This is a genomic window from Rhodococcus sp. SJ-2 (genome assembly GCF_053750035.1).
The window spans coordinates 3,323,979-3,345,679 of sequence record NZ_CM132340.1; the positions used below are offsets into that span (position 1 = coordinate 3,323,979).

General features: G+C 66.1%; 19 protein-coding genes. 18 read left to right on the top strand and 1 reads right to left on the bottom strand.

Translation table 11 applies throughout. The annotated features are described in order from the left end of the window. The first annotated feature begins 28 nt into the window (after nt 1–28). Nucleotides 29–1,762, top strand: a complete 1,734-nt coding sequence (locus tag ACSYG9_RS15600; RefSeq protein WP_454839051.1) for an ABC transporter ATP-binding protein — start codon at nt 29–31, stop codon at nt 1,760–1,762. Continuing rightward, nucleotides 1,759–3,714, top strand: a complete 1,956-nt coding sequence (locus ACSYG9_RS15605) for an ABC transporter ATP-binding protein (RefSeq protein ID WP_454839052.1) — start codon at nt 1,759–1,761, stop codon at nt 3,712–3,714. Before ACSYG9_RS15600 ends, ACSYG9_RS15605 begins: the two co-directional genes overlap by 4 nt. Nucleotides 3,715–3,742: 28 nt before the next feature. Here ACSYG9_RS15605 and ACSYG9_RS15610 read toward each other — a convergent pair whose 3' ends face one another. After that, nucleotides 3,743–4,729, bottom strand: a complete 987-nt coding sequence (locus tag ACSYG9_RS15610; RefSeq protein WP_440123436.1) for an Acg family FMN-binding oxidoreductase — start codon at nt 4,727–4,729, stop codon at nt 3,743–3,745. A 152-nt stretch (nt 4,730–4,881) separates the two neighbouring features. Between ACSYG9_RS15610 and ACSYG9_RS15615 the strand changes: the two genes are divergently transcribed. The 16 genes from ACSYG9_RS15615 to ACSYG9_RS15690 all read left to right on the top strand — a co-directional run bounded on the left by ACSYG9_RS15615 (nt 4,882) and on the right by ACSYG9_RS15690 (nt 21,683). Further along, nucleotides 4,882–5,613: an enoyl-CoA hydratase gene (locus ACSYG9_RS15615; RefSeq protein WP_440123437.1), complete on the top strand. Its 732-nt coding sequence runs from the start codon at nt 4,882–4,884 to the stop codon at nt 5,611–5,613. Continuing rightward, complete coding sequence (locus ACSYG9_RS15620; RefSeq protein ID WP_440123438.1) at nt 5,610–6,728, top strand: MBL fold metallo-hydrolase; 1,119 nt, start codon at nt 5,610–5,612, stop codon at nt 6,726–6,728. Before ACSYG9_RS15615 ends, ACSYG9_RS15620 begins: the two co-directional genes overlap by 4 nt. Before the next feature lie 90 nt (nt 6,729–6,818). Further along, the gene (locus ACSYG9_RS15625; RefSeq protein ID WP_440127672.1) at nt 6,819–9,272 is read left to right on the top strand and encodes an HAD-IC family P-type ATPase; all 2,454 of its coding nucleotides are present in this window, start codon (nt 6,819–6,821) and stop codon (nt 9,270–9,272) included. Between the two features lie 96 nt (nt 9,273–9,368). Further along, entirely contained in the window at nt 9,369–9,653 is a 285-nt protein-coding gene (locus tag ACSYG9_RS15630) for an Rv0909 family putative TA system antitoxin (protein WP_440123439.1), read from the top strand. Between the two features lie 88 nt (nt 9,654–9,741). Further along, nucleotides 9,742–9,921, top strand: coding sequence for an antitoxin (locus tag ACSYG9_RS15635; protein ID WP_206039891.1), 180 nt, complete (start codon nt 9,742–9,744; stop codon nt 9,919–9,921). Between the two features lie 95 nt (nt 9,922–10,016). Next, complete coding sequence (locus ACSYG9_RS15640; protein WP_440123440.1) at nt 10,017–11,654, top strand: Na+/H+ antiporter; 1,638 nt, start codon at nt 10,017–10,019, stop codon at nt 11,652–11,654. Nucleotides 11,655–11,702: 48 nt separating this feature from the next. Beyond that, nucleotides 11,703–12,926: a histidine kinase gene (locus ACSYG9_RS15645; RefSeq protein ID WP_440123441.1), complete on the top strand. Its 1,224-nt coding sequence runs from the start codon at nt 11,703–11,705 to the stop codon at nt 12,924–12,926. A 31-nt stretch (nt 12,927–12,957) separates the two neighbouring features. Further along, nucleotides 12,958–13,740, top strand: a complete 783-nt coding sequence (locus ACSYG9_RS15650) for a response regulator (RefSeq protein WP_440123442.1) — start codon at nt 12,958–12,960, stop codon at nt 13,738–13,740. A gap of 74 nt (nt 13,741–13,814) precedes the next feature. Then, nucleotides 13,815–14,120: a hypothetical protein gene (locus tag ACSYG9_RS15655; protein ID WP_247273046.1), complete on the top strand. Its 306-nt coding sequence runs from the start codon at nt 13,815–13,817 to the stop codon at nt 14,118–14,120. Nucleotides 14,121–14,131: 11 nt separating this feature from the next. After that, nucleotides 14,132–15,904, top strand: a complete 1,773-nt coding sequence (locus ACSYG9_RS15660) for a sodium:solute symporter family transporter (protein WP_440123443.1) — start codon at nt 14,132–14,134, stop codon at nt 15,902–15,904. 125 nt (nt 15,905–16,029) lie between these two features. Then, nucleotides 16,030–16,392, top strand: coding sequence for a DUF485 domain-containing protein (locus ACSYG9_RS15665; protein WP_440123444.1), 363 nt, complete (start codon nt 16,030–16,032; stop codon nt 16,390–16,392). Then, nucleotides 16,389–18,023, top strand: coding sequence for a solute symporter family protein (locus tag ACSYG9_RS15670; RefSeq protein ID WP_454839057.1), 1,635 nt, complete (start codon nt 16,389–16,391; stop codon nt 18,021–18,023). The genes ACSYG9_RS15665 and ACSYG9_RS15670 overlap by 4 nt, the downstream gene beginning before the upstream one ends. A gap of 109 nt (nt 18,024–18,132) precedes the next feature. Continuing rightward, entirely contained in the window at nt 18,133–18,564 is a 432-nt protein-coding gene (locus ACSYG9_RS15675; protein WP_454839058.1) for a type II toxin-antitoxin system Rv0910 family toxin, read from the top strand. A gap of 52 nt (nt 18,565–18,616) precedes the next feature. After that, complete coding sequence (locus ACSYG9_RS15680; protein ID WP_440123447.1) at nt 18,617–20,902, top strand: ATP-dependent DNA ligase; 2,286 nt, start codon at nt 18,617–18,619, stop codon at nt 20,900–20,902. Nucleotides 20,903–21,044: 142 nt separating this feature from the next. Beyond that, nucleotides 21,045–21,305, top strand: coding sequence for a LuxR C-terminal-related transcriptional regulator (locus ACSYG9_RS15685; protein ID WP_440123448.1), 261 nt, complete (start codon nt 21,045–21,047; stop codon nt 21,303–21,305). 48 nt (nt 21,306–21,353) lie between these two features. Continuing rightward, nucleotides 21,354–21,683: a YnfA family protein gene (locus tag ACSYG9_RS15690; protein WP_454839060.1), complete on the top strand. Its 330-nt coding sequence runs from the start codon at nt 21,354–21,356 to the stop codon at nt 21,681–21,683. Nucleotides 21,684–21,701: the final 18 nt, after the last annotated feature.

Consider the following 21,701-nt stretch of genomic DNA (forward strand, 5'->3'; position numbering starts at 1 on the left):
CCGCTAGTGTCGTGGAGGTGATGATGTCATGCTGATCCGCCTGATCGTCACCTACCTGCCGCGATACCGCGTGAACGTCGTGGCGGTGGTGATCCTGCAGTTCGTGGCAACGGTCGCGATGCTGTATCTTCCCACGCTCAACGCCGACATCATCGACAACGGTGTCGCCAAAGGCGATACCGACTACATCCTGCGTATCGGCGGCTGGATGTTCGCGGTGGCGTTCGTGCAGCTGGTCTGCATGATGTACGGCCAGTACTTCGGTGCCCGCGGTGCGCTCGCCGTGGGACGCGACCTCCGCCACGACCTGCTGCACCGGGTGAACACCTTCTCGGCGCGTGAAGTCGGCGCGTTCGGTGCGCCGTCGTTGATCACTCGCACCACCAACGATGTACAGCAGGTGCAGCTTCTATTGGTGATGAGTTCGTTCATCCTGGTCACAGCGCCGATCATGTGTATCGGCGGGATCGCCATGGGAATTCACGTCGCTGCCCCCATGGCGTGGGTGCTCGTGGTGGCGGTGCCCATTCTCGGCGTCACCATGGCCCTGATCATCCGGGTGATGGTCCCGGGCTTCCGGGTGATGCAGGCCCGGCTGGACAGCGTCAACCGGATCCTGCGCGAGCAGATCACGGGGATCCGCGTGGTGCGGGCATTCGTCAGGGAACGGTACGAAGCCGACAGATTCGAGGTCGCCAACGACGAGCTCGCGGACGCGAGTCTGCGGGTCGGACGCATGATGGCGTTGATGTTCCCCGTGGTCATGGGAATCACGAACGTGACCATCGTCGCGATCATCTGGGTCGGCGGGCACGAGATATCCGACGGCGCCGTGGAGATCGGCGCACTGACCGCGATGATCAGCTACGTCATGCAGATCATGATGTCGGTCATGATGGCATCGTTCCTCGCGATGATGGCTCCGCGCGCGACCGTGTGCGCGGAACGGATCGGTGAGGTCCTCGCCACCGAGACATCGGTGGTGCGGCCGGCGAAGGCGACCGGTTTCGCTACCGATCCGGCGACCGTGGAATTCCGAAACGCGCAGTTCCGCTATCCCGGCGCCGACAGTCCGGTCCTGGACGGAATGACGTTCGGTGTCGAACCCGGCACCACCACGGCGGTGATCGGATCGACGGGGTCCGGCAAGACGACCCTGATCGGATTGGTGCCGCGCCTGATCGACGTCACCGACGGGGCTGTCCTGGTGGGCGGCACCGATGTCCGGCACCTCGACCCCGATGTGCTGCGGGCGCAGATCGGGCTGGTGCCGCAACGCGCATATCTGTTCTCCGGCACCGTCGCATCCAATGTGCGCTACGGGAAGCCGGAGGCGACCGACGACGAGGTCTGGGAAGCGCTGCGCATCGCGCAGGCCGAAGAGTTCGTCCGCGCAATGCCCCGGGGGCTGGATACACCGATCGCCCAGGGCGGCACCACGGTGTCGGGTGGTCAGCGGCAGCGCCTGGCGATCGCGCGGGCCCTCGTCCGCCGGCCGTCGATCTACCTGTTCGACGACGCGTTCTCGGCGCTGGACCTGACCACCGACGCACGTCTGAGATCCGCGCTGCGGCCCGCGACCACCACCTCGGCGGTGATCATCGTTGCGCAAAGGGTGTCGACGATCATCGACGCCGACCAGATCGTGGTGCTCGATCGCGGACGGATCACCGGGTTGGGGCGGCACGACGAGCTACTCGACTCGTGCGAGACATACACCGAGATCGTACGATCGCAGCTCGCCGTCGAGGACCGGTCGTGACAGGCCCTGGCGGCAGGCAGCCGCTGGGCGCCCCGGCGCAGAAGCCCCGTTCGTTCGTTCCGTCCATGAAGCGGCTGCTGCACCTTCTCGTGTCGTATCGCGGCTTCATGATCGTGATCCTGACCGCGACCGTCGGATCGGTGATCCTCACGGCGATCGCCCCGCGGGTCCTCGGCCACGCCACCGACCTGATCTTCAACGGTGTCATCGGCCGGATGCTCCCCGCAGGCACCACCAAGGACCAAGCGGTCGCCGACCTTCGCGCACGGGGTCAGGACACGTTCGCAGACATGGTCGGCTCGATGGATCTCACCCCCGGTGTGGGCATCGACTTCACCGCCGTCGGGCAGGTGCTGCTGACCGTTCTCGCTCTGTATGTGGGCTCGGCGCTGCTCGCGTGGGTCGGCGCCTATCTGCTCAACATCGTGGTCGTCGGCACCATCCGGCGATTGCGAAGCGACGTGGAGGAGAAGGTCCACCGTCTGCCGCTGCATTACTACGACACGACTCCGCGTGGCGATCTGCTCAGCCGGGTGACAAACGACCTCGACAATCTGTCGCAGAGCCTGCAGCAGACGGTCTCCCAGGCGTTGAACTCCGTGCTCACCGTCGTTGCGATCCTCATCATGATGCTGTCGATCTCCCCGCTGCTCACGGTGATCGCGCTCGTGGCGATCCCGTTGTCGATCGTCGCGACAGTCCTGATCGCCCGGCGTTCCAAGCCGCATTTCTCCGCGCAGTGGTCGTCGACCGGCAAGCTCAACGCACAGGTCGAAGAGGCGTTCACCGGGCATGAACTGATGCTGGCTTTCGGCAGGCAACAGGAGGTCGAGGACGAGTTCGACGCCCGCAACGACAAGCTGTACGACTCGAGCTGGCGCGCCCAGTTCATTTCCGGTCTGGTCCAGCCGACCATCATGTTCCTCGGCAACCTGAACTTCGTCGCGGTCGCAGTCGTCGGTGGGCTTCAGGTCGCGTCGGGCTCGCTCAGCCTCGGATCGGTGCAGGCGTTCATCCAGTACTCGCGTCAGTTCACCCAGCCGCTCGCCCAGATCGGCTCGATGGTCAACCTCCTGCAGAGTGGCGTGGCCTCCGCGGAGCGGATCTTCGACATCCTCGATGCCGAGGAACAAAGTGCCGACCCCGCCGACCCACAGACCCCGTCGACGAACAGCGGACGTATCGACTTCGACGACGTGTCGTTCCGCTACGTACCCGACAAGCCGCTCATCGAGAACTTGTCGCTGGTGGCCGAACCCGGACACATGGTCGCGATCGTGGGGCCGACAGGCGCAGGCAAGACCACCCTCGTCAACCTCATCATGAGGTTCTACGACGTCGACTCGGGAACGATCCGCGTCGACGGAGTGGATTCGCAGCGCATGACCCGCGACGATCTACGCGAACGCACCGGGATGGTCCTGCAGGATTCGTGGCTTTTCGGCGGCACCATCTACGAGAACATCGCCTACGGCGATCCGACCGCAACTCGCGAGGAAGTTCTCGAAGCCGCTGAGCTGAGCCACGTCGATCACTTCGTGCGGGCCCTGCCCGACGGGTACGACACGATGCTCGACGAAGAAGGCGGCGGTGTCAGCGCAGGGGAGCGACAGCTGATCACGATCGCACGGGCCTTCCTCGCGAAGCCGGTGGTCCTCATCCTCGACGAGGCAACCAGCTCCGTCGATACCCGCACCGAACTGCTGATCCAGCAGGCGATGGCGACACTACGCACCGACCGGACGAGTTTCGTCATCGCGCACAGGCTTTCGACGATCCGCGATGCCGACGTCATCGTGGTCATGGAAGACGGTCATATCGTCGAGCAGGGCAACCACGAGCAACTGCTCGCGGCCCGCGGCGCCTACTACGAGTTGTATATCAGCCAGTTCACCGGCCCGGTCGAGGCGGAGGAGGACCGGGGCCACGAGGCGGTCGTCGAACAGGCGTGATGCCCGTTCTGTCCGAAGCGAACTCGGTTCAGCGTCGACCGTGCGCCATGGACAACACTGCTTCGGTCGGGAGCCGCGGCGTCGGCGCAGGCCTGCCTTCGGGTACGGCCGTCCCGATCCGGATCAGCGCCTGGGGGCAACCGCCATCGGGTGCCAGCCCGGCGATGATCTCGCGACTACCCGGAAGCTCGGTCACGTGGGTCAGGGGGCACGAGGCCAGACGGTGCGCTGTTGCTTCGAGGAGCAGTGCCGAAAGCATCCGTCCCGCGGCCAGCCACGCGCGCCGCTCGTCCGTCGGGGTACTGACGAGCAGGACCGTCGAAGCGTCGACCTGACCGGCCGCATCGGCCGGGGAAGTTCTGTTCCCCGCGGGAAAACTACGTCCGATATCAACCCGGCGATGCTGCTCGGTGGTCACCAGTGCCTCCGGCGGAATGCCGAGGGCCTTCGTCGTGTGACCTGCCCACCAGTGCAGTTCCTGCTGATACGAGGTGTCGTAACGGCGGAGAGCGGCGCTGCGTGCGGTCGCGTCGGCCAAGGTTGCCCGTGCCTCCGGAGACAGGACCGTCACAGAGGCGTCGCCGGGCCCGGCGCTCGCTACCACGTCGAGTGTCGTGGTGTTGTCGGGTGCTCCGAGTGGTCGTCGATCCGAGTAGCGTCGCCTGATCGCTGCAACGAGATCGAAGTCGTGTGAGGCGGGACGGGCACCGTGCCCGAACCGCACGGTGGCCAGATGGTCGGAGTGCGCACCCTCGGGGAGGTGCCGAACGTCGGTCGACCATTTCAGGGCTGTGAATGCGACCTGCAGGTGATGCAGCGCCGCGCCGCAACTGAGTACGAGTTGCCTGCCCGAGGGATCGACCGATCCGAGCATCCGTGTCGAGTCGCCGTGGAGGTGCAGCGATCCTGTTTCGTATCGCCAGTGCCACGGCTGACTGTTGTGCACCGACGGCGCGCGGCACGCGAGATCCACGGCCATCCGCACAACGTCGGAATCGGGAATCCGGGTGCTCATGATTGCTCCCACGCTTGTATGACCGGTCCGGTCTGGCCCCCATTGTTCGCTGTCCGCGCCGCCGGGTCCAGAGACGATTGTCATCGACTCGAACGGGTGACGCCGAGGGGTGGGAGAATGCGGAGGCTCGAAACCGAGAGGATGGGGTAGAGATGATCGGAATCAATCGCGACGGCGACGTCGTCACGGTGGAACTGCAGCGTGAAGAGCGTCGCAACGCCCTCACCACACAGTTGTGCGTGGAAATCCGCGAGGCCGTGGAGAAAGCCGCGGAGGACGATGCGCGGGTCGTCGTGATCACCGGACGCGGCAGTTCGTTCTGCGCGGGCGCCGATCTGTCCGGCGATGTGTACGCGGAGGGATTCACCGACAGCCTCGCCGAGCTGCTCCGCACGATCGTGGAAGCGCCGATTCCGGTGATCGCCGCCGTCAACGGTCCGGCAATCGGTGCGGGCACACAGCTGGCGCTCGCGTCGGATCTCCGCGTTGTGGCACCCGGCGCGAGGTTCGCGGTGCCCGCGGCGAAGCTGGGCATCTCAGTGGACCGGTGGACAGTCCGCAGGCTCGCGTCGCTCGTCGGCGGTGGCCGGGCCCGCACGGTGATGCTCGCCTGTGAGGCGATCGAGGCCGAGGACGCGCTCGCGTACGGCCTGGCCAACAAGATCGGTGATCTGGCCACCGCTCAGACGTGGGCGCAGGAAATCGCGAAACTTGCGCCGCTGTCGATGCACGCCCACAAGCTGTTCCTCAATGACGACGGCACCCGCCGCGATCCCACCGCCGAACAGCAGGCGGCAGCCGCCGCGGCGTGGCTCAGTGAGGACGCGCAGGAAGCGCGCCAGGCGCGGGCCGAACGTCGCGACCCGATCTTCCGCGGCCGATGAACATCGGGCGAATGGCGTCCTCCGCTGCAGCGGGCGCGGGACTGGTGTGGCTGGCACGAGCGGCCCAGGGGCTACCCACCTCGATCGGTGCGTCGGTATCCGACATCCGCCCGTACGCGGCCGGATCGCCGCAGTACCGGGAGGGCCGGTTCCACAACACCGATCCCGCGCAGATGCTCGGTCCGGACGCCGGCGGTGGGTTCGTCAAAGACCTGCTCGCCCGCGGATCCCGCGGAAAACCGCTGAGCGAGGTCCCACTCGCCCCGTACGTGGCGCCGGTGGAGGCCGCGCCACTCGCGGTGACGTGGTTCGGGCATTCGAGTGTCCTCGTGGAGATCGACGGATACCGGGTGCTCGCCGACCCGGTGTGGAGCGACCGAGTGTCACCTTCGGCAACGGTCGGTCCGATGCGATTGCATCGCACGCCGGTCGAACTGTCGGTGCTGCCGCCGATCGATGCGGTCGTCATTTCGCACGACCACTACGACCACCTCGATCGTTTCACGGTGGAAACGCTCGCGGCGTTGCAGCCTCGGGCCAGATTCCTCGTGCCACTGGGGGTGGGAGCGCACCTGCGGCGGTGGCAGGTGCCCGAGGAACGCATCGTCGAACTCGATTGGGATGAGCACACCGAGATCGGCGGGCTGAAGGTGACGTGCACCGAGGCCCGCCACTTCTCAGGTCGTGGCCTGCACCGCAACATCACGTTGTGGTCGTCGTGGGTGCTGGCGGGCCCGGCCCATTCGGTGTTCTTCGGCGGCGACAGCGGTTACACCCGCCGCTTCGCCGATCTCGGTGAGAAGTACGGGCCGTTCGACCTGACGCTGCTGCCCGTAGGGGCATACGACTCCCGGTGGCCCGACGTCCACATGAATCCGGAAGAGGCGGTGCGCACCCATCTCGACCTCGGCGGAACCGAGCGCCGCGACAGCCTTCTCGTGCCGGTGCACTGGGGAACGTTCAACCTCGCGTTCCACGCGTGGTCGGAGCCGATCTCCCGGCTTTTGCCCGCCGCGCAGGCCGACGGTGTCGTGACCGCCGTGCCGATGCCGGGACAGCGCGTCGATGTGTCGCGGTCGCGGGCGGACGAGCCGTGGTGGGTGGCACTGGGATGACGCTCGGGTGAACGTGATCGGCGGCGAACGCTACCGGTCGTGGTTGCCTGGAATAACCTGTTCGCTATGGCAGCAGACGAGCCCACCGCGATGGTCGGGCCGGCGGACACGATCGAGACCGAAGCTCCCCATCGGGTGACCGGGTTGACGACCGAGCAGGTCGCGGAACGGGTCGCGCGGGGTGAGACCAACGATGTTCCCGACAGGGCGTCACGGTCCGTCAACGACATCGTGCGAGCCAACGTGTTCACGCGCATCAACGCGATACTCGGTGTGCTCTTCCTGATCGTGTTGTTCACGGGATCGCTCATCGACGGCATGTTCGGGTTGCTGATCATCGCGAACAGCGGGATCGGCATCATCCAGGAGGTGCGCGCCAAGCGCACCCTCGACAGGCTTGCGATCGTCGGTCAGGCCAAGCCGGTTGTCCGGCGAGACGGCATCTCCGCGGAGCTGTCACCGCGCGAAGTGGTACTCGACGACATCATCGAGCTCGGGCCGGGCGACCAGCTCGTGGTCGACGGCGTCGTCGTCGACGCAGCGGCGCTCGAACTCGACGAATCGTTGCTTACCGGCGAAGCGGACGCGATCGACAAGGTACCCGGGTCGACGGTGATGTCGGGCAGTTTCGTGGCATCGGGCAGCGGTGCGTACCGCGCGACGAAGGTCGGCCGCGATGCCTATGCCGCGCGGCTCGCGGACGAGGCCAGCAAGTTCACGCTGGTGCACTCCGAGCTCAACTCGGGAATCAACAAGATCCTGAAGTTCATCACCTACCTGATGATTCCCGCGGGCCTGCTCATCATCTACAACCAGTTGTTCTCTAGCGGCGAGGCGCTCCGGCCCGCATTGAGCGGTATGGTCGCCGCGCTGGTACCGATGGTGCCCGAAGGCCTCGTGCTCATGACGTCGATCGCATTCGCTGTGGGTGTGATCCGGCTCGGCCGCCGCCAATGCCTGGTCCAGGAACTCCCCGCGATCGAGGGTCTCGCCCGCGTCGATGTCGTCTGCGCCGACAAGACGGGCACGCTCACCGAGAACGGGATGAGGCTGGCGGATGTCGTCGGTGCGGACGGCGCCGATCTCGATACCGCGCGAGCGGCACTTGCCGCACTCGCTGCCGACGACCCGCGGCCCAACGCGAGTGTGCTCGCGATCGCCGAGGCATTTCCGGATGATGCGGGGTGGGGGGAATCGACTGCGGTCGCGCCGTTCTCGTCGGCGAAGAAGTGGAGCGGGCAGTCCTACGGGGGCCACGGCAACTGGCTGCTGGGCGCTCCGGACGTGTTGCTCGATCCCGCGTCGGATTTCGCGCGGCAGGCCGAGCAGATCGGAGCGAAGGGGCTGCGGGTGCTGCTGCTCGCCTCCAGCGACCGTCCCGTCGACGACCCTGAAGCCCCCGGCACGGTGACACCGCAGGCACTGGTGGTGCTCGAGCAACGGATCAGGCCCGATGCGCAGGACACACTCGAATACTTCGCCGGCCAGAAGGTCGACGTCAAGGTGATCTCCGGCGACAACGCCGTGTCGGTGGGTGCGGTTGCGTCGTCGCTGGGCCTTCCGGGTGGCGAGAATCCCGTCGACGCCCGGACTTTGCCCGACGACCCGGATGCTCTTGCCGAGACCGTGGGAACGGCAACGACATTCGGACGCGTCCGGCCCGATCAGAAACGCGCGATGGTCGGTGCTCTGCAGTCGCGGGGGCACACCGTCGCGATGACCGGCGACGGTGTCAACGACGTCCTGGCACTCAAGGACGCGGACATCGGTGTCGCGATGGGATCGGGCAGTCCTGCGACCCGTTCGGTCGCCCAGATAGTCCTGCTGGACAACAAGTTCGCGACCCTGCCGTACGTCGTGGGGGAGGGTCGCCGCGTCATCGGCAACATCGAACGCGTCTCGAACCTGTTCCTCACCAAGACCGTGTACTCGGTGTTGCTCGCTTTCCTCATCGGTGTATCGGGGGCGCTGTCGCAGATCTTCGATTTCGAACCGCTGCCGTATCCGTTCCTGCCGCGCCACGTGACGATCGCGGCCTGGTTCACCATCGGTATCCCGGCATTCCTGTTGTCGCTGGCACCGAACAACGAGCGTGCGCGGTCGGGTTTCGTGTCGCGGGTGATGCGCCTTGCGATTCCGTCGGGCGTCGTGATCGGTGTGGCCACGTTCGTCTGCTATGTGCTCGTCTACGGCGGCCCCGACCAGACCGAGGAGCAGAAGATCCAAGCCGGGACATCGGCGTTGATCACGCTGATCATGATCGCGCTGTGGGTTCTCGCCGTGGTTGCACGCCCGTACCAGTGGTGGAAAATCGTCCTGCTCGCCGGGTCGCTGCTCGGATACGTGATTCTGTTCTCGGTGCCGTTCACGCGCGAATTCTTCGCGCTGGACCCGTCGAACGTCGCCTACTCGACCATCGCGGTGACCTGTGGCGCGATCGGTGTGGTGCTCGTCGAGGTCATCTGGTGGATTTCCGGGCGGCTGCACGGCGAGCATCGGCGCCTGTTTGCGGCCCCGGACGACCTGCTCCCGGGAGTACACTGACCGACGACTGTTGCCTGGACTCGTCGATGCATGTTTCGCAAGACCTCTCCGGTGGGAATTCGTGTCGACGACTCCACTTCATGGAAGGAGAGCGGCATGGGTTTCATGGATTCGGTCAAGGGACTGCTCGGCAAGGGCAAGGATTACGCGGCGCAGAATCCCGACAAGGCCCAGGGGTACATCGACAAGGCGGGCGATGCGGTCGACGGGAAGACCGGCGGCAAGTATGCGCAACACGTCGACAAGGCTCAGGACGCTGCGAAGAAGCATCTCGGCGCGACCGGTAACCCTGCGCCCGGCGCGCAACCAGGCCCCGGAGGCGAGCCGGGCCCTCAGTCCGATCCCGGACCGGACCCCCAGCCGGGGCCGCGCACCCCATAACGCCGGTCCGTCCACAGACGAGAGGCCCGTCGGTTGTGCGAGGATTCCTTCGCTCGATACCGAACGAAAGGGACACGCTGTGGGATTCATGGATCAGGTCAAGGGCCTCGTCGACAAGGGCAAAGATCTGGCTGCCGAGCACCCCGACAAGGTGAACGAGGCCATCGACAAGGTCGGTGATCTGGCCGACGAGAAGACCGGTGGCAAGTTCGCCGACAAGGTCGACACCGCCCAGGACGCGGCGAAGAAGGGGCTCGGCACCGCCTGAGTCGTGCTGCTCGCGCGCGCCGCACCTGCGGACGCGCGCGAGCACGCCGCGCGTCATGTCACGTGGCGGCGCAGCCATCGGCGCACAATCGACCCGTGAACGGAACCTGGATCCTGCTCATCGTGGTCGCGGCGATCGCCGTGACCGGATTGGCGAATCGCGGGAATCTGCAGGCGCCGCTGGTGCTCGTCGTGATCGGGGCGCTCGCGTCGTTCATTCCCGGCCTGCCGCGGATGGAGCTCGATCCCCACGTGCTCCTCGGTGTCGTCCTCCCGCCGCTGCTGTATTCGGCTTCGGTGCGATTCTCCGTCCCCACCTTCAAGCGGAATCTGTCGCATATCCTCCGGCTCGGTATCGGGACGGTCCTCGTCACGGCATTCGCCGTAGCGTTCTTTGCGGAATGGCTCGTCCCGGAGCTGACGTTCGGTGCCGCACTGGTTCTCGGTGCCGTGGTCGCGCCCACCGACGCTGTCAGCGCAGTCGCGGTCGGCCGGAAGCTCGGTCTCCCGAAGCGAGTCATCGCCATCCTCACCGGGGAAGGCCTGGTCAACGACGCCACAGCGCTGACCCTGTTCACGGTCGCAGTCTCCGCGGTGGTGGGGACCCAGGTTCTCGTCGATTCTCCTGTGGTGTTCTTCGGCTACGAGGTCGTCGGTGGTGTCGTGGTCGGGCTCGTCCTCGCTGTGGCCGTGCACTGGGTGCGCTCCCGAATGGACCACCCCTCTTTGGAAACCGCCTTGGGTCTGGTCATTCCGTTCACCGCGTATCTCGTTGCCGAGGAGATCCACGCATCCGGAGTACTGGCGGTCGTCGCAGCGGGTCTGTACATGGGGCACCGCTCGACCGACCTGTCGGTCACGACGAGACTGCAGGAACGATTCGTCTGGGAAAGTCTCGACATCCTGCTCGAGATGTTCGTGTTCGCCTACATGGGATTGCAGCTGAAGTTCGTCCTCGACGAAGTGACCGACAACGGATACGACGTCGTCACGATCCTGCTCTACGCGTTCGCGGTATTGGTTGTGGTCATGCTCGTCCGCCCGATTTGGGGACTGCTGAACTGGGGTCGGAGACGAGCCGCCCGGACGGTCGGGTTGGGCAGGCTCGGCCGCGACGCCCTGAGTTTCCGGGAACACATCGTGGTGTCCTGGGCGGGGATGCGCGGCGTGGTGACCCTCGCCGCCGCAGGCGGTATCCCATTCGTGCTGGCCTCCGGTGAGCCCTTCCCGGGCCGTGAGATCATCCATCTCACCGCGATCGTCGTCGCTGTCGGCACACTGTTGATCCAGGGTTCGACGATGCCGGTCTTGATCCGGCGCCTCGATGTCACCGACCCGTACGAGCAGTTGCGCGCCGATGAACAGCGGGCACTTGCACGATCCATCAGTTCCGATGCGGCGAGAGACAGGTTGCATGCCCTCGCAGCAGAACTGCCCGATGGAGCGGACGCGGCGAAGGTGCGGCGGATCCTCGAGCGCGTCGAACGATCGATTCGCTCTCGCGTCGATGCCGAGCGCGCCGAGTCCGAGATCGACATCGAACGCAGCCAGGACGCGGGAGCGTTGTTCGACCGGTTCCGCCGCGCCGTGCTGCGCGCGCAACGCACCGCGCTGATCGCCGCGCGTGACGACGGCTCCCTCGACGACGAGACGCTGCGTGCGGAACTCGAAAGTCTCGACATCGAGGAGGCAGCGGCGGAGGAGCGGATCGACCGGCGTGATCGGAAGGATTGACCGGCGCGGTCGTGATCGATCGACGAGCAGACGTCGTAGCGTGAGTTCGTGACCGTAACCGTCCTCCTCGTCGTCGCTGTCTCGGTGTTTGTCGTCGGCTTGGGGATTGCCGCGGTATGGGCACGTACCCGCAGAGTCGTCACGACACCCGCCGAGCGTGCGGTACACGCGACATTGCACACCGCGTCGCTCGCTGCGCGCCCCTTGCGCAGCGGCCTGGACGCGACGTCGGCTCAGGAAGCGGCGCCGCATCTGCGGCGGCTGCTCGCGGAGGCGCAGGCCGTGGCCCTGTTCGATACCGAGGGCGGGCTGCTCGCATGGGACGGGCCGTTCCAATCGCTGTCCGGGCAGGTGCGGATCGCCGCGACCCGCGCGATCGATGGCGAGCGGCGTGTGCTCGTCGGGCACGCTGCCCTCGAGCGGGGGCCGCACGATTTCGCCGCACGTGCCGTGGTCGCCCAGCCGCTGGTCGTCGACGATGTCGGTGTCGCGGGTGTGCTCGGTGTCGTCACCACCGCTGATCCGGGGCCTGCGCTGCTCGGTGCCCTCACCGAGGTGGCCCGGTACGCGTGCAGTCAGCTCGAACTCGCCGAACTCGACGCGTCCCGTGCCCGTCTCGATCGCGCCGAGGTGCGTGCGTTGCGGGCGCAGATCAGTCCCCATTTCATCTACAACGCTCTGAACACGGTCGCCTCGTTCGTTCGTACCGATCCCGATCGTGCTCGCGAGCTACTGCTCGATTTCGCGGATTTCACGCGGTACTCCTTCCGCGCGACCGGCGAGTACACGTTGCTCGCCGACGAGCTGCGCAACATCGACCGCTATCTGACGCTGGAACGGGCCCGCTTCGGCAACGCACTGGAGGTCAGACTGCAGGTCGCTCCCGAGGTGCTCAACGTCGCTCTGCCGTTCCTGGCCTTGCAGCCGCTGGTGGAGAACGCGGTGCGGCACGGCATTGCGGGCAAGCCGACACGGGCAGGCACCATCACGATCGTGGCGGCCGATGAGGGGACCGACTGCATCATCAGTGTGGAGGACGACGGAGTAGGCATGGAGCCGGAACTGCTGCGCTCGGGGATGCTCGATTCGACCGCCGATGGCAGCGAGGGAAGCGGTGTCAAGGAATCGGCGCACGTCGGTCTCTCCAACGTCGACGACCGGTTGCGTGCTGCGTTCGGCAACGACTACGGCCTGATCGTCGACACTGCACCGGGCGCAGGCACCAAGGTGAGCATGCGGGTGCCGAAATTCCGGGCGGGTATCAGGCCGTGATCGGATTCGTCCGTGGCACGATGAGTCTGCTGTGAACGAGACTCCCGACACCATGACCGTGCTCGCCGTCGACGACGAACCGCCCGCGCTCGACGAGCTGGCCTTCCTCCTGCGCGCCCGTCCCGAGATCGGGCGGGTCCACACCGCGGGTGATGCGACCACCGCGCTGCGGCTGCTGCGCGACGGTGGCATCGACGCGGTGTTCCTCGACATCAACATGCCGGGACTGGACGGGCTGGAACTCGCAGGAATCCTACGGAACTTCGCGACTCCACCGTCGGTGGTGTTCGTGACCGCGCACGACGACCGAGCCGTATCGGCGTTCGACCTGGGCGCTGTGGACTACGTTCTCAAGCCGTTGCGGGAGGAGCGTCTCGTCGAGGCCGTACGTCGTATCGTCGAGCGGTGGCGACCGGCACTACCGGACGGTTCCGAGGCGGAGTCGCGCGACGAGGTGATCCCCGTCGAACTCGGTGGCGTGACCACCCTGGTGTCGCGGTCGTCGGTGCGATGGGTGGAGGCGGACGGTGACTATGCGCGCCTGCACACCGACACCGGGTCACATCTCGTGCGCATCCCGATCTCGTCGTTGGAGAGCCGCTGGGCGGATGCGGGCTTCCTCCGTGTCCACCGCTCGTACCTGGTGTCGTTGCCGCTGGTGACCGGCATCCGCAGTGCCGGGACGGGGCTGGTCGTATGCATGAAACCGGTCGGTAATGCTGCTCCGGTCGAGTTGCCTGTCAGCCGCCGTCACACTCGTGAACTCAAAGACCGGTTGATCCGAGGGCCGATGCAGTCCTGGACGGCGCGGTGACGGGCCCGTCCGCGCGTCCCCCGGCCGGGCCGCACCGCGAACGCGTCGTGCTCGCGAAGAGGCGCGGCGCGCGCATGGTGCGTACCCGGGTCGAGGTGCAGCAGCAGACCGAGGTGGGCGACGCGATGGTCCGGGGTCTGGTGCGCGCGCAACTCGGGCTCGCGCTGCGGATCGCGGTGGTCCCGGTATGTCTGCTCGGCGCGATTCCGGTGGTACTCGCTCTGTTTCCCGCGCTGGCCGATCTCACTCTGTGGAAGGTGCGGGTGCCGTGGATCCTGCTGGGTTTCGTGTCGTATCTCCTGCTCCTGGTCTGCGCGTGGCTGTATGTGTTTCTGGCCGAACGCAATGAGCAGGATTTCACCGACCTGACCGACGACTGACCTCCGTATCCATGAACACCTCGGTTCCTGTCCTCACAGTGGTCGGCATCGTCGCCGCCGCGATCGCGACGGTCGCGATCGGGGTCTACGGCGTGCGGATCTCCCGTACCACCTCGGATTTCCTCGTCGCGTCCCGCAGTGTCGGACCCCGTTGGAACGCCGCCGCGATCTCGGGTGAATACCTTTCTGCCGCATCGTTCCTCGGGGTCGCAGGTCTCGTCGCCAAGTACGGTACCGATGCCCTGTGGTACCCGGTGGGGTTCACCGCCGGATACCTCGGTCTGCTGTTGTTCGTCGCGGCGCCGCTCCGCCGATCGGGTGCGTACACCGTGCCGGATTTCGCCGAGTTCCGGCTCGGCGAACCCTGGGTGCGGTCGCTGTCGATGATCATCGTGGCGATCATCTGCGTGCTTTACCTGGTACCGCAGTTCCAGGGTGCGGGTCTGACACTGAACATCCTGCTCGGTCTTCCCAGCTGGGTGGGGGCGGCAGTCGTCGGTGTCATCGTGATCGCCAATGTGGTGGGCGGCGGCATGCGGTCGATCACGTTCGTGCAGGCCTTCCAGTACTGGCTCAAACTCACCGCGGTGGCGCTTCCCGCGCTGGTCCTGACGATCTACTTCGTAGGTGACAACCGCGGCGTCGACGAGCCGGTACCTCCCACTGTCACGGAGACCACCACTGTCGACATCACTGTCGATGTCGTCGTGCAGGTCGCCGAGCCGATTTCGGTGACGGCCACCGGCGAGGTGGATTCGCGGCCCGTCGCAGGGCGCATCGTTCTGGCCCCCGGCGAACATGAACTCGGCGCGGGCACCGAATTGGTGCTCGAGGCGGGTTCGCCGGTGCCGGTGGTAGCGGGGGCGCCCTCCGACAACGACGCGTGGGCGTCGCCGGGCGCGGGCATCGGTGCAGGCGGTGAACACCACCTGTTCCAGGTGTATTCGCTCATGATCGCCACGTTCCTCGGAACGATGGGACTGCCCCACGTCCTCGTGCGGTTCTATACCAACACGGATGGCCGGGCCGCGCGCATGACGTCGTTCGCTGTGATCGGCCTGCTCGGATTGTTCTATCTGTTCCCGACGATTCTCGGAGTGTTCGCGCGTCTGTACGTGCCCCAACTGCTCATCACCGGCCGCTCGGATGCCGCTGTGTTGCTCCTGCCCAACTCAGTGCTCTCGGGTTGGGTGGGTCAACTGCTCGCCGCGCTCGTCGCGTCGGGGGCGATTGCGGCATTCCTGTCGACGTCGTCCGGTCTGCTCGTGAGTGTCGCGGGAGTGCTGTCGACCGACGTGCTGCGTGGACGGGTTCGGGACTTCCGGATAGCAGCGGTCCTGGCCGGGATCGTTCCCCTGCTCCTTGCGGTGTCGGTGGTGTCGCTGGATCTGTCCAGGTCGGTGGGGCAGGTGTTCGCCATCGCGGCGTCGACACTGTGTCCGCTGCTGATATTGGGAATCTGGTGGCGTGGGCTGACCGCGATCGGTGCCGCTGTGGGCATGGTCGTCGGGGGTGTCGTGGCAGGCGGGGCGGCTCTGCTCACGGTTCTCGTGCGATTCGACCCGGCGGTCGCCGGGGGCTGGCCGGCAGTGCTGTCCGCTTACCCGGGCGCGGTGAGCGTGCCGCTGGCGTTCCTGGTCATGATCGGGGTGAGCCTCGCGACGAAGAAGAAGGTGCCTGCCGACGTCGGTCGCACGTTCTCCCGAATGCACGTTCCGGAACGGCTCGGGATGGGCCGCGACCGAGAACTCGGTGCGTTCGGAGAGCGCCGTTCGTCGCAATGAGACGACCGTTCGGCGCACGCGACGACAGTTCGGCGTGCGATGGGCCCACACCCCTTCATGTGTGATGGTCGTCTCATTACCGTTTGTGTGCACTACACCTCACACGGACGACCAAGGAGTCGGCAGTGACCACAGCACCACTGAGCGAGAGCGACGTACCGGAGCGGCGGGTACCAACGCCGCAGGACTTCGTCGACATGCAGGCGAGTCCGGAATTTCAGGAGTTGCGTACCCGGTTGCGCCGGTTCGTCTTCCCGGTGACGGTGTTCTTCCTGGCCTGGTACGCCCTGTACGTTCTGCTCGCCACCTACGCGGCGGATTTCATGGCGACGAAGGTGATCGGCAACATCAATCTGGGCCTGATCCTCGGACTCGGGCAGTTCGTCACCACGTTCGTCATCACCGCCGTGTACGTGAAGTTCGCCGGACGTGAACTCGATCCGCGCTCGGCAGCGATCCGTGAAGAGCTGGAAGGACCGCAGCAGTGAACGTACTTGCGCAGGGCCACACCGATGTCGGTAACCCGCTGCTCAACATCGCCATCTTCGTGGCGTTCGTCGTCGTCACGATGGGCCTGGTCATCAAGGCCAGCCGCACCACGAAGAAGGCCTCGGACTTCTACACCGGTGGTGGTCAGTTCTCCGGTCCCCAGAACGGTTTCGCCATCGCAGGCGACTATCTGTCGGCCGCGTCGTTCCTCGGTATCGCAGGGGCCATCGCCGTCTACGGGTACGACGGCTTCCTGTACTCCATCGGCTTCCTCGTCGCGTGGCTCGTCGCGCTGCTGCTCGTCGCCGAATTGCTCCGCAACACCGGGCGATTCACGATGGCCGACGTTCTGAGTTTCCGGCTCAAGCAGCGGCCGGTGCGGATGGCTGCGGCACTGTCGACGCTCGCGGTGTCACTGTTCTACCTGCTCGCCCAGATGGCCGGTGCCGGTGGACTCGTCGCCCTGCTCCTCGACATCCAGGACAAGGCCGGCCAGGCGATCGTCGTCGCTGTCGTCGGTGTGCTCATGATCGTGTACGTGCTCGTCGGCGGCATGAAGGGCACCACGTACGTCCAGATGGTCAAGGCGGTGCTGCTGGTCGCGGGTGCGGGCGTCATGTTCGTGCTCGTGTTGCTCGCGGTGCGCGGCAACTTCTCGCAGCTGCTCGCCGACGCTCAGGCCATGGCATCGAACTCTGCGGACGAAGCGGTCGCCGGCCGCGACATCCTCGCGCCGGGTGCGAAGTACGGCATCAGCGGCATGACCCGGATCGACTTCATCTCCCTCGGCATTGCGCTGGTGCTCGGTACTGCGGGTCTGCCGCACGTGCTGATGCGCTTCTACACCGTCCCGACCGCCAAGGAAGCGCGCCGTTCGGTCACGTGGGCGATCGCGCTGATCGGAGCCTTCTACCTGTTCACGCTGGTACTCGGCTACGGAGCCGCGAAGATGGTCGGCCCCGACGTCATCCTGAACGCTCCGGGCAAGGAGAACGCTGCGGCTCCGCTGCTCGCGTACGAACTGGGCGGCACGATCTTCCTCGCGGTGATCTCCGCGGTCGCATTCGCCACGATCCTCGCGGTCGTCGCAGGCCTGGCGATCACGGCATCCGCATCGTTCGCACACGACATCTACGCGAGCGTGCTCAAGCACGGCAAGGCCACCGAGGACGAGCAGGTGCGGGTCTCGCGCATCACCGTCGTCGTGATCGGCCTGGTCTCGATCGTGCTGGGCATCCTCGCCATGGGGCAGAACATCGCCTTCCTCGTGGCACTCGCCTTCGCTGTCGCTGCCTCGGCGAACCTGCCGACGCTGCTGTACTCGTTGTTCTGGAAGAAGTTCAACACCACCGGTGCGCTGTTCAGCATCTACGGCGGCCTCATCAGCTGCCTGCTGCTGATCGTGTTCTCCCCGGCGGTCTCGGGCAGCCCCTCGGCGATGTTCCCGGATGTCGACTTCTCGTTCTTCCCGCTGTCCAACCCGGGCATCGTGTCCATCCCGCTCGCGTTCGCTCTCGGTGTCGTCGGCACCTACCTCGGCCGCAACAAGCCGGAGGATCCGTTCAAGCAGGCAGAGATGGAGGTCCGCTCGCTCACCGGTGTCGGCGTCGAGAAGGCCGTGTCGCACTGACTTAGCACCTGCGTCCGTGAGCCGAATGTCACCCTCGGTCAGTTCAACTGACCGAGGGTGACATTCGGCCATTCCCGGTGAGGGCTCCCGTCTCGTCTACGCTGCAGTCATGGCGAAACTCGAAGTCGCGACCGACCTTCCGCTCGACCCACAGTCTGCGTGGGAGAAGGCCTCCGACCTGGAAGCATTCGGCGACTGGCTGAGCATCCACGACGGCTGGCGCGGGGAGCTCCCCGACACGCTCGAAGCCGGGGTGGCGCTGCAATCCGTGGTTTCGGTCAAGGGGATGCGCAACCGGGTGGAGTGGAAGGTCGACGAACTCGACGTTCCGCATCACGTGGTGCTGCGCGGGGCGGGCAAGGGCGGCACCAAGTTCAAGATGCGCCTCGCGGTGGCCGGCACGGGGTCGGGATCGCGGTTGACGATGAAGATCGAGCTCGGGGGAGCCCCGCTGTTCGGCCCGATCGGGTCGGGTGTGGCACGTGCACTGCAAGGCGATCTCGACGCCTCCCTGCGCAAGTTCGCGGAGTTGTACGGCTGAATCGTTCGTTCGAAGCCGTATGGGCTCGAAGTGAGGTTGGCACAATGAGGTGATGCCGACCCGCACGATCGGGGACCGTCGCATCACGCTGACGAACCTCGACAAGGTGCTCTATCCGCGCACCGGCACCACCAAGGGCGAGGTGATCGACTACTACGTCGCCGTCGCCGAAGTCATGCTGCCGCACGTCGTGGAGCGTCCCGGCACCCGTAAGCGCTGGCCCAACGGCGTCGACGAACCGGCGTTCTTCGAGAAGAACCTTGCGCCGCACGCGCCGTCGTGGCTCGACCGTCGCACGGTGCACCACAAGCAACGGTCGGTCACCTATCCGGTGTTCGACTCGGTGGCAGGCATGGCGTGGCTCGGGCAGCAGGCCGCACTCGAATTGCACGTCCCGCAGTGGCGGTTCGCCGGATCCTCACCCGGCCCCGCGACCCGGCTCGTGTTCGACCTCGACCCCGGCCCCGGAGCCGGGCTCGCGCAGTGCGCACAGGTCGCACGGCACGTGCGCGACATGGTTGCCGAACTCGGGTGGCAGACCTATCCCGTCACGAGTGGCAGTAAGGGCCTGCATCTTTATGTCCCGCTGGACCGGCAACTCGCGTCAGGCGGTGCGTCGACCGTCGCCAGGCAGGTCGCGACAAATCTCGCGACGCTGCACCCGGATCTCGTCACGGCGACCATGGCGAAGGCAGTGCGCGGCGGCAAGGTCTTCGTGGACTGGAGCCAGAACAATGCGGCCAAGACGACGGTCGCGCCGTACTCGCTGCGCGGCCGCGACCAACCGTGGGTGGCTGCGCCGCGGAGCTGGGACGAACTCGACGACCCGGATCTGCGGCAGCTCACATTCGACGAAGTACTCGAGCGGATCGTCGAACACGGTGATCTTCTCGAGGGCCTGGATCCGGCCTCCGGCGATCCTCGACTCGGCACCGACAACAACACGGCGGACGACGCGCTCGCCGACTACCGGCGTAAACGCAACGCCGCACGCACTCCCGAGCCGGTCCCGTCCGCAATCACCGCCACGGGCGACGACGACCGGTTCGTCATCCAGGAACACCATGCCCGCCGTCTGCATTACGACCTGCGGCTGGAACGAGACGGTGTGCTCGCGTCATGGGCGGTACCGAAGAACCTGCCGGAGGATACCGGCCGCAACCATCTCGCTGTCCGGACGGAGGATCATCCACTCGAGTACCTCGATTTCCACGGCACCATACCGTCCGGTGAGTACGGCGCCGGGACGATGACGGTGTGGGACACCGGCACCTACGACACCGAGAAGTGGCGCGACGACGAGGTGATCGTGCGGTTGCACGGAGAAAAGGTCGAGGGCCGATATGCGTTCATCCGTACGGAGAAGGACCAATGGCTGGCCCACCGGATGAAGCAGCAGTCGGGTTCTGGGCGATCGGAGGAGTTTCCGGCCGACCTACGTCCGATGCTCGCAACCGCGGGTGATGTGGAGGATCTCGAGGGTGCGACGTGGGCGTTCGAAGGTAAGTGGGACGGATACCGCGCTGTCGTCGAGGTACGCAACGGAACCGTCCGGGTGCGTGCCCGCTCGGGACGGGATGTGACCGGAGAATTCCCCGCGCTCGGAGAGCTCGCGCACGTGCTCGACGGTCACGATGCCGTTCTCGATGGAGAGATCGTCGCCGTGGACGCGTCGGGCATCACGAGCTTCGAGCAGTTGCAGCGTGGGGCGAGCGCGGAGTACCGGGTGTTCGACCTCCTGTATCTCGACGGGGTCACGCTGGTGAGCAAGACCTACGACGATCGACGCCGTGTGCTCGATGCGCTCGCCGCGGCGGCGGAGAGATTGACCGTGCCGGGCCAGTTGACCGGGGACGGCGCCGCTGCGCTTGCCACGAGCCTCGAGCGCGGATGGGAAGGTGTTGTCGCGAAGCGCCGCGACTCGGTGTATCTCCCGGGAAAGCGGAGTACGGCGTGGGTGAAGGCGAAGAATTGGCTCACGCAATCGGTGGTGATCGGCGGTTACCGGTCGGGGCAGGGGAACCGCGCGGGGGCGTTCGGCTCGTTGCTTCTCGGCCTTCCCGGCGACAGCGGGCTCGTCTATGCGGGGAGGGTCGGTACGGGGTTCGACGACCGGACTCTCGCGGAGTTGACCTCGTCGCTGCGGGTGAGACGGCGGGACACGAGCCCGTTCGCGGACGAGCTACCCGCTGTCGATCGGCGTGACGCAGTGTGGGTGGAACCCGATCTGGTGGGGGAGGTGCGGTTCGCGGCGTGGACCGAAGGTGGCCGACTTCGTCACCCGAGCTGGCGTGGGCTGCGGAGTGATCTGGACCCGCACGACGTGCGCCGGGAATGAAATGCGCCGGTGCCGATGAGGGCGAATGAGGCCATTCGGTTGGTGGTTGTCGGTGTAAAATCGTATGTTCTTCTCATACCGGACTCGGGGGCTTTGTCGGGGAGCCGCCGGTAGTCAGATCGATCGACGAAGGAATCCCGACATGACGAGTGTGCTCGAGCCCTCCCGTATCTACTCCTCGCCGCAGCTTTCGGCTCGTGAAACCGAGATACTTCGGGAGTGGCTTCTGTGTGATTCCAAGTCCGAGGCAGCCGCCCGCCTGTTCGTGACCGCAGCCACCGTGAGTACTCACATCGCCCGCATCCGCGACAAGTACCTGCGTGTGGGGCGTCCCGCGACCACCAAGACGTCCCTGCTCGTGCGTGCACTCCAAGACGGTGTGGTATCCATCGACGAGCTGTGACGACGGTGCCGCCGAGTCAGGCCGATCCGATCCGTAACCTGTTCGAGCATGACCGTCCTGAAATCCCTCGTCCTGTTCGCGGTTGCCGCCTTGTTCGAAATCGGTGGGGCGTGGCTGGTCTGGCAGGGCGTGCGCGAGCACCGCGGTTGGATCTGGGTGGGTCTGGGTGTGATCGCCCTCGGGGCGTACGGGTTCGTCGCGACGCTGCAACCGGATGCCAATTTCGGCCGCATCCTCGCTGCATACGGCGGGGTCTTCGTCGCGGGCTCCCTGCTGTGGGGTGTCGTGATGGACGGCTTCCGTCCTGATCGCTGGGACATCACGGGGGCGCTGGTGTGTCTCGCAGGCGTCGCCGTGATCATGTACGCCCCGAGATGACGGAGCGTGCAAGGGTGG